This is a genomic window from Brumimicrobium glaciale (assembly GCF_004152935.1).
Lineage (GTDB): Bacteria > Bacteroidota > Bacteroidia > Flavobacteriales_D > Crocinitomicaceae > Brumimicrobium > Brumimicrobium glaciale.
This window is the reverse complement of the sequence record NZ_SETE01000001.1, coordinates 34,430-46,303: the sequence shown is the minus strand read 5'-3', so window position 1 is coordinate 46,303 and position 11,874 is coordinate 34,430. Positions and strand designations below refer to the sequence as shown.

The following is an 11,874-nucleotide window of genomic DNA, read 5'->3' as shown; positions in this document are numbered from 1 at the left end:
GTTTTTTGTATTACTTGATTCCTGGGTTACCATTTTTCTTCTGATTAAACTTTTTATTTGACAACCTTTTAAAGTCTAAACTTTTTGAACCAAAATTGATTAGCAAACCAACTTCAATATCGTAGGCTTCTAAATAATTAATAGCTTGAGCTAAATGAACATCTTCTAACTGAATCACCGCTTTTATCTCAACTGAAATGTCTTCTCCAACTAGGAAATCAACTCTTCGTGTCCCAATATGATGATTTTTATAATAAATGGGCATTTCAAATTCTCGAAGGAATTCTATATTCTCATCAGCTAACTCAATTTGCAATGCCCGCTGATAAATTACTTCTTGAAAACCATTTCCTAAAGCACTGTGAACCTTCATTGCACAGCCAATTATTCTTGATGTTCGGTCGCTAAATTTATATTGTTGTTTTATCATACCAATATAAGTTAGGCAAATAATTGAAATAAACTTCTTTTTCTAGGATGTAATTATTCAATCTCATCATAATTAAGTAGATGAAAATAATTAAAAGGGACTATTTAAAATCATAGCCAATCAAGAAAATCAAACTAAATCATAGTAAAGACAGTCATCATTCATAATTCATAATTAAACTAACTCTTTCTCAATAATATCTTTCAATGCTGTTTTTGACAGAGCACCCGCTTGCATCATTGGTTGTGCAGCTCCTACAGGAATGAAAAGCATACTTGGAATACTTCTGATTCCAAAAACTGATGATAATTCTTGTTCTACTTCAGTATCTACTTTATAAATTTTCACTTTTCCTTCGTATTCTTTAGAAAGTTCTTCTAAAATTGGTGCTACCATTTTACATGGTCCACACCAGTCTGCATAAAAGTCAATAATTGCTGGAACCTCATCTTTATATTTCCATTCTTTCGATGTTGTATAATCGAATACATCTGATTTGAATTGCTCTGCTGTTAAATTTATCGTTGCCATAATCTTTTTCTTTTATGCAAATATCGGGATTTAACTAAAGGATATGTGTAACCCATGTAACGTTGGCTAATTCAAAAGCAATTGCAACTAAGTGGTATTATTAAAAACCATAAATCCCTGAAGCAATAGTCCAAAAATTCATCATTAAAATTCGAACCAAATACCTTGAGTAGTTACTTACTCATAATTTTTGGATTCTTTTAAGCTGCTTAAAAGCTTAAAGCTTGATTACCTGAACTGGCTTTTCTCCATTATCAACATAATACATTCCTTTTGACAAATGACTCATGTCTAATAACGTTTTCTTTGATGGAGATAATGAAATATTTGTGCTATTCGTCACATCAATTCCAGCCGTATTAAAAATACGTAACTGCTGATCTTGATTTACACCCAACAAAGTAACGGTGTGCACTACTGGATTCGGATAAGCTTGTAATTCCTCAGCTTCACTTTGTTCTACCGATACGATATTAAATGTTTCCGTTTTACCATCGAAATCTGTTTGTTTTAATCTGTAGTATGAAATCCCAGTATAAGGAGAGTTATCATTCCATGAGTAATCTAAAATATGCTTACTGTTTCCAGAACCATCAACTTTCTTTACAGTTTCCCACCACACACCATTTGGTGAACGTTCTAATGTAAAGTAATCATTGTTTACTTCGCTAGCAGTAGCCCAATTAAGCTGCAAATGCGCATTTTTTGAAACGGCAGTAAAACTTAACAACTCAATAGGTAAGGTCCAATTCGAAGATATATTACAAAGTGCTTCATTGTAAGCCGTACCTGTACTAAATGCAACTGCGCCATTTCTAGAAAGCATTCTTCCTTCTAAATTACCACTTGCTCCCATAGTACATGCTCCTCCAGCAATAATTGTCCCTCTCATAGAAGACCAAGTCCCCATAGCAATTGCATGTGCATTTGTGGTTATCCAAAAAACATTAGAAGCACGCGTTCCATTCTTTAAAATCACTTTTGCTCTTGACGTCACTGTGAATGCTCCATTAATCCTAATAATAAACACTGCGTTAGGATCACCTCCTCCGTCTAAGGTGAGATATCCTGTTAGACTTGCAGCTGTGGCTACATCATAGACTCCAGGTATAAGAATTTCTCCAGGTTGTGCTGAAAGTCCAAAAGTTGGACTATGTGCTGGAATTGTTCCACTGGGCACAGTAGCTGGTATAGCCATTAACTGAGTATAAGCGCTGTTTAAATCTAGCGCTGCTTGATTTGTAACAGTATTTATAGGTCCGAGTTCAAAAGATCTGATATGAGTTGAACTCTCAAAACCGCTTAAAGAACCATTATCTGCACCAATACTGCCAACAATTCCAGATGTAGAAACATTTGTTACAGCACCATTATTCGTGAAAAAGATAAAATCATCAATTGTTCCTAAAACATCGTGAACTGGTTTTTTAGGGTCTAGACAAGGTATTGGAATAGTACAAACACCAAGAGGTCTCAATGCAACACTATTAACTCCAGTAGAAATTGCTCCGTTTGTGCTAAGCATTCTTCCTTCTAAGTCACAATTCCCACCTAAAGTAATAGCTCCAGGATATGAAAATAAAGTTCCTTTTATACTAGTTCGATTACTAGCTAAAGTTGGTGTTGCTGAAATAGCTCCGTTAGCAATCCAAAAAACATTAGCAGGTCTTAATCCACCAGCTAAAATAACAGTTGAGCCTATTCCTATTGTAAACGCACCTTCAAATTTGAAAACATAAAAATCATTAGCTCCTCCTTTAAGCGTTATAGTTCCTGCTAAGCTTCCTGCTGAAGGTATGGAATATACTCCAGGATTAAGAGTTTCACCGCTTCCAAAAGCAGCAGGATGAGAAAAGTTTGTAACAGGAAGATTGTTAAGGTTAATATACATCCAAAGCATATCTTCTCTAGCTTGTAGTGTTGTAGAATCATTATGATAAACAGTCCCAACAAAAGATGGAGGTCCATCACATCCAGTAATTGCACCAGTATGTGAGCCAACATCGCCTTTAAGCGTTCCTGAATTTGTAACTGCTCCAATACCAGCGTAAGCTTCAAAAGAAGAAAGCACTCCTAATGGAATAGGTGTTTGTCCAAACATAATTGCTGGAGTTAACAATAGTGCGATAGCTAGTATTATATTTTTTGATTTTCTTATCATATAAAAATAATTAGAGATTCATAACGATTAAATCAGTACTTCAAGTTCCAGAAACTGTAACCGAGAGATTGTAAGGTCTGTGCTTTTAACCCTAGCACAACCATAAAACCGAATAATAAATTTGTAACTAATTGCTGCATTATGTGCTGTATATTTTAATTCTTGTCAAAAGTAGTCAATGCTTTGCCGAACAACGATTAAATGACGTTTTTTATCGACAAACATCAATTTATCATAGCTGAATTACGTAATTAGTAAAAGTTTTCCCTCTTTAAAAGGTCTTTAATAGCTTGGATTTATTTCGAAACAGAAAAGTGCCCTCTAATTTTCTAAATATTTTAAGAACTAGATTATTTTCTATGTTTGGATTTAATATAATATCAGAAATTTATTGTTTTAACCACCTTATACTTTTATTCCATTTACCATGCAATACATTGCTTTAGTCAGTTGACTCGTTTCAAACAATGTTTACTTAGGTAGAGCAATTGAAATATTTACGATTCCTGTTATTTTAACTCCTAATAAAGTTGAAGTATGAGCAATAGAATTTGAATAGGTTAGAAATTCTTTAAAGTCACTCTGCTCTAAAAAAACGATGTTGAATGTTTCAGTTTTTCCATCTTAATCTGTTTGTTTTAATCTGTAGTATGAGATCTCAGCATAAGAAGAATTTTAAATCCAAGAGTAATTTGAAACTCTAGCGCTATTTCCAACTCCCTTAAGATCTGAATAGTTATCCAAGCTTAAACATAAAAACTCCGTCTAAATTTCTCAATATGTAGAGAACAAGACGGAGTTTTGTTGGTGGTTTGATTGTAATATAAATGATATGCTAGCACTCTTTATTCTTTCGACAACTGAATACTTTTTTCACCATTAGTAACATAATACAATCCTGTTGGCAAATTACTCATATCTAATACTGTTTTCTGATATGGAGAATGTGAAATATTTACATTTCCTGTTACCTCAACACCTACAGTATTAAAAATACGATTTGGTTTGTCTGAATCTACTCCTAACAGAGTCGAAGAATGCGAAACAGGATTTGGATAAGCTTGTAATTCTTCGACTTCATTTTGCACTACAGAAACAATGTTGAATGTTTCAGATTTTCCGTCATAATCTGTTTGCTTTAATCTATAATAAGAAATACCACTATAAGGAGAAACGTCTAACCAAGAGTAATCTGATACATGTGAACTATTTCCAGCTCCTGATAATGTTTGAATAGTTTCCCATGAAATTCCATCTGCAGAACGATCGACCGTAAAGTAATCGTTGTTTAGTTCGCTTGCTGTTTTCCATGAAAGTTTTACATCACGGTTTTGCTTTACTGCATCGAATGTTATGAGTTCTACTGGGAGAGTTGAAATTACATCAGTTGTTATAGTTTCTGAAAATTCGATAGCTCCATTAAAAAAACCCATTAATAAAATAGCTCTAGTACTCATCAAGTTTTCTAAAGAAATATTATCGCAATTTTCTGATATGTTTGTATTTTGTAAAGTTGTCCTCTGACCAATATTATCACCTAAAGTACGTGGTATATTTGTTTCAATAGTATTCCCAAACAAACTCGGATTACATTCGAAAATAATATTTAAGTCATTTATTTGTGGAACGTTATTAACCATTTCCACATCGTTTTCATAAAAAGCTGATGATGTATTAAATTCAACAGCGTATTCGCATCCCCAGCTTAAGCTCTTAAAGTAAACTCCTGTAACTTTAATTTTGACAATTAAAGTTACACCGTCAGATCGTTCGGCAATTGCAGTAAAATCATATTGCCCAACCGCGCCAAAACCAACAATAAAAATCAAATAGAAAGTAATAATCAATTGCCTCATGAAAAAGTGTTTTCAATTTCGATTCAAAAGTATCATTAGCTTTTTAACCTACAGCGACTAACCACTGATAATTAACCACAAAAACCTTTTTACTATAGACGAATTACGTAATTAAGATAAGAAAAGGCTCTTTAATGAATATTTTATTAAAAAAAAACTGTCTATAAATTCAAAAAGCTTCGTCTCATTTTCTCAATTACAAGAATAATGGACGAAGCTTTAAATATATTTGAAAAATAATTGTAAACTACCTAAATAAATCTCACTGCTTTAACAACCGAATACTTTCATCGCCATTCACAACGTAATACATTCCTTTTGGCAAATTACTCATGTCTAACAAAGTTTTCTTTGATGGAGCAATTGAAATATTTATGTTTCCTGTTACCTCAACTCCAACTGTATTGAAAATACGTACTGGTTTATTTGAATCTACTCCTATTAAATAAGAAGTATGCGAAACTGGATTTGGATAAGCTTGTAATTCCTCAACATCATTTTGCTCTACAGAAACGATATTGAATGTTTCAGATTTACCATCGTAATCTGTTTGCGTTAATCTGTAATAAGAAATCCCAGCATAAGGAGAATTATCAATCCATGAGTAATCCAAAACTCTTGTGCTATTTCCAGCACCTAAGATAATTTGAACATTTTCCCAAGACATTCCATCAGCAGAACGTTCAATTGTAAAATAATCGTTATTTAATTCACTTGCGGTTTTCCACAACAATTCTACTTGACGATCTTGTTTTACTGCATCGAAAGTGATGAGTTCTATTGGAAGGGTTGAGGTTCCCTGCGCAGAAATTGAATTATAATCGTAACCTTTTAATTGAATTACAAATTCTACGTTATTGCATATTAAACTTTCAACCGTTGCAGTAGCGCAAGTCGATTCACCAACCCAAATATTTCCATTTGTTTTGCCTGATCCTTTTCCTGTAGTATTTGGAATATCAAAGAAACTTGATTGATCATTACATTTAAAATTTCCTTGCAATGTATAAATATCTGAATCCTTAAATTTTCTTTCTTTTCCGTTTTTATAAAAGTTAACTGAGTAATCAAACAAAACGTTGAAATTGTAGCCATTTGGACAATGACCTGAAGGAGTAGAGGTCTCAATCCCTGTAGTTGATAATTCAATAACCATTGTAATTCCATTATTTGTTGTTACAGAAGTACTAAAGTGATATTGTGCATTAGCCCCAAAACCAACTGCAAAAATCAAAAAGAAAGTTATAAATAAATATTTCATTGTGCGTGCATAATTATATTCTGTGCAAATATACACTCTTTTTAAGTATGCATGCATAACATTTGTTACACAACCCTAAAATAAATTGTAAAAACAATGACGAAAGTCAGTTTTAGAGTAAAGGTTCCTTTGTTTTAAGAGCCTTCAGGAAATCTTCATATTGAAAATAAGTTATAAACATTTAGTCACGAAGTTATTAACTGCAAAAATAGCAGGATTAATTAATAGAAATCAGGTCAAAAACAGCTACAAATATTCATGATTTATATTCAACTGCGGTGATTATTCCTAATACTGAGCATCACGAAGGTTTTCACAAAGCTTATTCAACTTTGGAGAACTGAGATAAAACAGAATAGATTTACTCATCACAACTTCAAACCGTATCAATCAATTTTTGGTTGAATTTGAAACATTGCAAAAAGAAAGAAGAAGCTCGACTTAGCTTAACATTCTAAAAGAGAAAATGGAAAGAACTACCTGGACACATTCATTAACAATTCACAATTGATATTTAACAATTAGAATCCTTCCCAAAGATCCAAAAATTCATCATTCATAACTCATAAATCATCATTATTTACCTTTTTCCAAATAAATCTCAAAAAAACTTCATTTTTTATTTCACACCAACTTCCTAACAAAAACAAACATCTATCCGAATTTTACCACTTACAAACGAAAGACATTCGACAACAAGTGGTAAATACCCGTATAAAGTTTGCACCTCTCCCCACCTTTGCAGTGTCGATGACTGAGAGACAGTTCGATATACAAGTTCAAACAATTATTAATTAAAATTTACAGACATGAACACATTAAGAAACACAGTTAGTTTAATCGGGAATTTAGGTGCAGATCCAGCGATCACACAATTCGGAGACAAAAATTCAGTAGCACGTTTTAGTTTAGCAACACACGAATCTTATAAAGATAAAAAAGGTGAATGGGTAGACAACACGACATGGCACAATGTAGTTGCCTGGGGAAAAGCAGCTGAGCTTTGCGAGAAACTATTAAAGAAAGGATCTGAAGTCGTTTTGGAAGGAAAGTTAGTGAACGATTCTTATGAAACTAAAGAAGGCGAAAAACGCTACAAAACAGAAATTTCGATGCGTGAATTCATGGTGTTGAACCGTGATAAAGACGAAGCGAAAACAAGTAAAAAATAAAAAGTTTGGTTGGTTAGGAGTGTCCAAAGTAATGGTTGGGCACTCTTTTAAAACAAAATGTTTAAAACAAGTATTAATCCTAAACACATAATATCATGAGAGTACAACAAATGAATCACGTAAATTTAATAGGTCAAATGTCATCAGATCCAAAATTTGTAGAAATGGAAGGAGGTAAAAAAATCGCTCGCTTCTCTTTATCCACAAAGGAGACTTACTTGGATGATGAAGGAAATACAAAAGACACTAAGAATTGGCATAAAGTTACAGCTTGGGGAAAGTGGGTACCAATTTTAGAACAACTTGGATCAAAAGGGCAATCTTTGGCAATCGAAGGAAGATTGAGATCACGCTTCTATAATTCAAATGGAAAACGTCAATCGTATACTGAAATTGAGATCAACGATTTAGTCATTTTGTAAAGGTTTGATAGTGATAAAAGCATGTTAATGAGTATTAATCATCCGGTGGATATCGGATTAAAAACAAGAAATCATGAGAAATCAAGTTCAGTTAATCGGAAATATAGGAATCGATCCAGAGATCACAAATTTTGAAAGTGGCGCAAAGAAAGTGCGTTTTACATTGGCTACGAATGAAAGATATGTGGACAAAAACGGTGATAGAAAAGACAAAACATTTTGGCACAACATCCATGCTTGGGGACCAACGGCAAATTATATTGCTAAGTCAGGAAAGAAAGGAACTCAGATTGCCATAACAGGAAAACTAGTTACAAGAAAGTACTTGTCTAAAACTGGAGAGTCGAAATCATTTACTTCGATTGAAGTGAAAAATGCAGTGGCTTTAAGCTAGAAATAATAACATTTCAGATTGTCGGAAAGTCAATTAGAAAATACTAAACAAGATTAAGCCACAGATTATTCGAATTGAAAAGACGGTAGAAAAATGAAATCATAAACGAAAAAATACCTCTTGCTATTTAACCAGTAGCTTACCCCCTAAATCAAAAACGGTATGCAACCCAAAATAGGTTTGGTTAGGTTTAATAATAAGGTACGTGGCATTGTGCTACGTACTTTTTATTTTTTGATCCCACAAGTTTTTCAAATATTCATGAACTATAACGACCGAAAAAAGCATTAAGAAATTGTAGAAAACATCTTCAATTGGAATTGAAAGAATACGGAACCCCATAATTTCTTCTGGATTATACCAAACCACAGGATCATCTGTCGCTACACCAGTTAACACACCATTCACAATTAAAAATGGAATTTGCGTAATCATAAAAGCAACAATAAAATAAGGATACCATTTCGGAGTGAATCCAAAATAGACAATCCAGTTCACTATTCCAGCGCCAAATAAAGCTACTGCAGTATACCAATTGTCATGATAAATGGTAGCCAAAACAAAACATACAATTGTGAAGAGTAGAGAAAAATAATAAGAGAATTTGACAGGACGGAATTTCGGGAAATATGCTCGCACTACTTCGTAAATAAATACACAAGCATAAGGAATTGTGAAGAAGAACATGACTTCTTCTATTGGCAAATTAAAAAATGAAATTCCACTTAAATATTCTGGATTAAAACCCCACACCCCAATATCTGTAAAGTAAATATCCCAAGCAACAAAGACACTTCCTATGATTAGAATTGCTGGAATCAAGGTTTTCCAATGCGTATAAAAGTGAACTTTTTTATCGAAAGAAAGAAACAATGGTCCTGCGATACTCAAGACGTTAATCCATAAATATAAACTCATTTTCTCTTCGTTTTTAGATGATAAGCTTTGCGTGATTCATTGTAATATTTCATTGGAACAATTAACATTCCGAAACAAGCACCGTCTTCTTTACCACGTTCTTTATGATGAACTTTGTGGGCTTTTCTGATGGCCATTAAATAAGGTCCATCTAATTTATCCATGAATTTAAATCTTCTGTGAATAAAAACATCATGAAAAAGGAAGTAAGCTAATCCATAAGCTGCTATTCCAAAACCAACCCAAACAAAAAAGTATCCTTGATACATTATCCCCAACATGATTAACAACCAAGATGGAATTGCATAAATTAAAAAGAAAATGTCATTCTTTTCAAATGGACCTGGTTCTGGTTGATGATGATCTTTATGAAATTTCCATAAAAAACCATGCATAATATATTTATGATTGAACCAAGCACTGAACTCGGTTAAAACAAATGTTAGAATTAATACTAATGGACCCCACCAATACATTATAAAACGATATTTAAAATGAGAAAAAAGACAATCTGTAAAAAATATAAAACAGTTGCCACTTTATTTTGTTCTGCTAATTTCATGGAAAAATAAACCAATTGAATCACAAATGCAATTAAAAACCAACCCACAAAATTAGAAAAAGGAATATCTCCACTCCATGTCCAATAATCACTTTGAATAGCGATTGGTTCAATTAGCAAATCCAGGAGAAGCATTAAGAATGTTCCGATAACTGCTTTAAAAAACCAATGAATTTTTAATCTTTCAGCAATAGAACCAGAAATTATCGTCAACATTACCCAATTAATTCCGATGATTAAAGGAACGCCATACCACAATGGACCTAGATTATTTCCGTAAACATAATTCCCAAACAATAAACCTGTATGAACACCGAGCCATTCGGCAATCATTCCAATTGAGAATCCTGCAAAAACAAAAGAGTAAAAACGAAGACTATGATTTTTTAATGCAATTAATAAAACAACAAAAGAAATCATCAAATTCATGAAGGAAAGTGGAAGAAAATCTTCTCTCCAAGAAGAAGTTAGTCCTACAATTCCAACCAAATAAAAAATCACCAGCACTAAAATAAGTACTAATGATTTCATTTTCAATAATCTTTGAAATAATACGTTTTGTTTCATCTTTTGCTAAAAATATAAAACAATTGATGGACGAAAAAGTTTATTTCCATTCTTTAATCCCTTTGTCAAGTTCTAAAACATAGTGAAATCCTAATTCTTTCATTCTTTCCATAGCGACTTTACTTCTTACGCCGATAGCGCAATAAACTAGGTATTTTTGATCTCTAGGCATGAGCGTTAACACATCATCCATATCGCCTCCATTATACTCAACTAATTTTGAACCTTCGATGTGTTCTACATCATATTCTTCAACCGTTCGTGTGTCTAAAAGAATGTATTCACCTGTCTCTAAAGCTTTTTTAAATTCAGCGTTACCAACACTTTCGAATCTTTCTTCTGGAGTGTTTTGCGCGAATAAAACTTGTGTAGATGCAAAAAGTAAAGCGATTAATATTGTCAATGTTGTTTTCATAAATAAAATTTTAGTTCATTCAAAAATAGATAAGTTCTTTCATAGAACCTATTCATTTGACAATTTTTAAGAAGAAACGAAATAGTAATTGTAATTTTGTCCCAAGAATGAGTGTTTTTAATAATATTGGGTCAAATTCAAAATGGAAAAAAAAGTTGTAAAGCGTATTGTGTTGATAGCTGGTGGTTCAGGGCTAATTGGTCTAGAAGTACAAAAAGAACTCAATAAGTGTGGTCATGAAGTGCGTGTTCTTACGCGTGATGAAGAACCAAAAGCACCTTATTTTCATTGGGATCCAAAAAAGAAAGAAATTGATCGTGAAGCTATAAAAGGAGTTCATGTAATCATTAATCTTGCAGGAGCAGGAATCGCTGACAAAAAATGGACCGATAAAAGAAAAGAAGTCATCTTTAATTCTCGTATCAAACCAACTCAATTTCTTCATGAAATAAGTCAAAACATTCCATCATTAATGCAATATATTTCAGCATCAGGAATTACTTGCTATGGATATGAAGACGAAATTAGATTGCATAAAGAAAGTGACGAATTTGGAACAGATTTTCTTTCTACAGTTGTAAAAAGATGGGAAGAAGTAGCAGATTTATTTTCTCCTCAACAGAAGGTTGTTAAAATAAGAACCGGTGTTGTTTTGACTGAAAAAGGTGGAGCTCTTCCGAAAATTTCTATCACAATTAAAAAAAGTGTTGGTGCACCAATAGGAACTGGAGAACAAGTTATGCCATGGTTGACGTTAAAAGACATTGCGAGAATTTATGCACATGCTGTAAACGAGCAACTGGATGGAGCGTATAATGCGTGCAGCGCAAATATTACCAACGCAAAATTGACGAAAGCTATTGCTAAGAAATTAAACAAAACACTTTGGTTACCAAAAATACCGAGTTTTGCATTAAACTTAGCGCTAGGTGAAATGGCATCTGTCGTTTTGGAAGGAGTTAGAGTTGACAACAGCAAAATTACTCAGACAGGATTCGAATTCAAACACAAAACAATAGAAGAGGCGTTGACTTATATTTACGATAAAGATGAAGAGGATTAATTGATAATTGATAATTGATAATTGATAATTGATAATTGATAATTGATAATTGATAATTGATAATTGATAATTGATAATTGATAATTGATAATTGATAATTGAAGAGACGAAAAGTGTTATTG

Annotated in this window: 13 protein-coding genes; 4 read left to right on the top strand and 9 right to left on the bottom strand. The window is 32.8% G+C overall.

Annotation, left to right across the window (positions count from 1 at the left end):
* Positions 1-10 precede the first annotated feature (10 nt).
* The 5 genes from ERX46_RS00190 to ERX46_RS00170 form a co-directional block, all read right to left on the bottom strand.
* Complete coding sequence (locus ERX46_RS00190; RefSeq protein ID WP_130091812.1) at positions 11-430, bottom strand: GxxExxY protein; 420 nt, start codon at positions 428-430, stop codon at positions 11-13.
* A 174-nt stretch (positions 431-604) separates the two neighbouring features.
* Complete coding sequence (gene trxA / locus ERX46_RS00185) at positions 605-961, bottom strand: thioredoxin (protein ID WP_130091811.1); 357 nt, start codon at positions 959-961, stop codon at positions 605-607.
* A 217-nt stretch (positions 962-1,178) separates the two neighbouring features.
* Positions 1,179-3,122, bottom strand: coding sequence for an ice-binding family protein (locus ERX46_RS00180; protein WP_130091810.1), 1,944 nt, complete (start codon positions 3,120-3,122; stop codon positions 1,179-1,181).
* A gap of 845 nt (positions 3,123-3,967) precedes the next feature.
* Positions 3,968-4,978: a hypothetical protein gene (locus tag ERX46_RS00175; protein WP_130091809.1), complete on the bottom strand. Its 1,011-nt coding sequence runs from the start codon at positions 4,976-4,978 to the stop codon at positions 3,968-3,970.
* Between the two features lie 262 nt (positions 4,979-5,240).
* Positions 5,241-6,239, bottom strand: coding sequence for a T9SS type A sorting domain-containing protein (locus tag ERX46_RS00170; RefSeq protein ID WP_165366099.1), 999 nt, complete (start codon positions 6,237-6,239; stop codon positions 5,241-5,243).
* A gap of 809 nt (positions 6,240-7,048) precedes the next feature.
* Here ERX46_RS00170 and ERX46_RS00165 point away from each other — a divergent pair.
* The 3 genes from ERX46_RS00165 (at position 7,049) to ERX46_RS00155 (ending at position 8,227) form a co-directional block, all read left to right on the top strand.
* A complete protein-coding gene (locus tag ERX46_RS00165) occupies positions 7,049-7,411 on the top strand; it encodes a single-stranded DNA-binding protein (RefSeq protein WP_130091807.1) in 363 nt (120 codons plus the stop codon).
* Between the two features lie 95 nt (positions 7,412-7,506).
* Entirely contained in the window at positions 7,507-7,833 is a 327-nt protein-coding gene (locus ERX46_RS00160; protein WP_130091806.1) for a single-stranded DNA-binding protein, read from the top strand.
* 73 nt (positions 7,834-7,906) lie between these two features.
* Positions 7,907-8,227 (top strand): single-stranded DNA-binding protein, encoded by a 321-nt coding sequence (locus ERX46_RS00155; protein ID WP_130091805.1) that lies wholly within the window; start codon positions 7,907-7,909, stop codon positions 8,225-8,227.
* Between the two features lie 216 nt (positions 8,228-8,443).
* Here ERX46_RS00155 and ERX46_RS00150 read toward each other — a convergent pair whose 3' ends face one another.
* The 4 genes from ERX46_RS00150 to ERX46_RS00135 form a co-directional block, all read right to left on the bottom strand.
* Positions 8,444-9,145, bottom strand: coding sequence for a lycopene cyclase domain-containing protein (locus ERX46_RS00150; RefSeq protein WP_130091804.1), 702 nt, complete (start codon positions 9,143-9,145; stop codon positions 8,444-8,446).
* Positions 9,142-9,621 (bottom strand): sterol desaturase family protein, encoded by a 480-nt coding sequence (locus ERX46_RS00145; protein ID WP_130091803.1) that lies wholly within the window; start codon positions 9,619-9,621, stop codon positions 9,142-9,144. Before ERX46_RS00145 ends, ERX46_RS00150 begins: the two co-directional genes overlap by 4 nt.
* Positions 9,621-10,238: a carotenoid biosynthesis protein gene (locus ERX46_RS00140; RefSeq protein ID WP_165366098.1), complete on the bottom strand. Its 618-nt coding sequence runs from the start codon at positions 10,236-10,238 to the stop codon at positions 9,621-9,623. Before ERX46_RS00140 ends, ERX46_RS00145 begins: the two co-directional genes overlap by 1 nt.
* A gap of 76 nt (positions 10,239-10,314) precedes the next feature.
* Positions 10,315-10,689, bottom strand: coding sequence for a rhodanese-like domain-containing protein (locus ERX46_RS00135; RefSeq protein ID WP_130091801.1), 375 nt, complete (start codon positions 10,687-10,689; stop codon positions 10,315-10,317).
* A 142-nt stretch (positions 10,690-10,831) separates the two neighbouring features.
* Here ERX46_RS00135 and ERX46_RS00130 point away from each other — a divergent pair, with 142 nt between their 5' ends.
* The gene (locus tag ERX46_RS00130) at positions 10,832-11,752 is read left to right on the top strand and encodes a TIGR01777 family oxidoreductase (RefSeq protein WP_130091800.1); all 921 of its coding nucleotides are present in this window, start codon (positions 10,832-10,834) and stop codon (positions 11,750-11,752) included.
* Positions 11,753-11,874: the final 122 nt, after the last annotated feature.

Excerpts from the sequence above, each read along its gene's own strand:
- ERX46_RS00160 (WP_130091806.1), top strand. The coding sequence starts at position 7,507 with ATGAGAGTACAACAAATGAATCACGTAAATTTAATAGGTCAAATGTCA.
- ERX46_RS00170 (WP_165366099.1), bottom strand. The coding sequence starts at position 6,239 with ATGAAATATTTATTTATAACTTTCTTTTTGATTTTTGCAGTTGGTTTT.
- ERX46_RS00175 (WP_130091809.1), bottom strand. The coding sequence starts at position 4,978 with ATGAGGCAATTGATTATTACTTTCTATTTGATTTTTATTGTTGGTTTT.
- ERX46_RS00135 (WP_130091801.1), bottom strand. The coding sequence starts at position 10,689 with ATGAAAACAACATTGACAATATTAATCGCTTTACTTTTTGCATCTACA.
- ERX46_RS00165 (WP_130091807.1), top strand. The coding sequence starts at position 7,049 with ATGAACACATTAAGAAACACAGTTAGTTTAATCGGGAATTTAGGTGCA.
- ERX46_RS00145 (WP_130091803.1), bottom strand. The coding sequence starts at position 9,621 with ATGTATTGGTGGGGTCCATTAGTATTAATTCTAACATTTGTTTTAACC.
- ERX46_RS00130 (WP_130091800.1), top strand. The coding sequence starts at position 10,832 with ATGGAAAAAAAAGTTGTAAAGCGTATTGTGTTGATAGCTGGTGGTTCA.
- ERX46_RS00140 (WP_165366098.1), bottom strand. The coding sequence starts at position 10,238 with ATGAAATCATTAGTACTTATTTTAGTGCTGGTGATTTTTTATTTGGTT.
- ERX46_RS00180 (WP_130091810.1), bottom strand. The coding sequence starts at position 3,122 with ATGATAAGAAAATCAAAAAATATAATACTAGCTATCGCACTATTGTTA.
- ERX46_RS00155 (WP_130091805.1), top strand. The coding sequence starts at position 7,907 with ATGAGAAATCAAGTTCAGTTAATCGGAAATATAGGAATCGATCCAGAG.
- ERX46_RS00190 (WP_130091812.1), bottom strand. The coding sequence starts at position 430 with ATGATAAAACAACAATATAAATTTAGCGACCGAACATCAAGAATAATT.
- trxA (WP_130091811.1), bottom strand. The coding sequence starts at position 961 with ATGGCAACGATAAATTTAACAGCAGAGCAATTCAAATCAGATGTATTC.
- ERX46_RS00150 (WP_130091804.1), bottom strand. The coding sequence starts at position 9,145 with ATGAGTTTATATTTATGGATTAACGTCTTGAGTATCGCAGGACCATTG.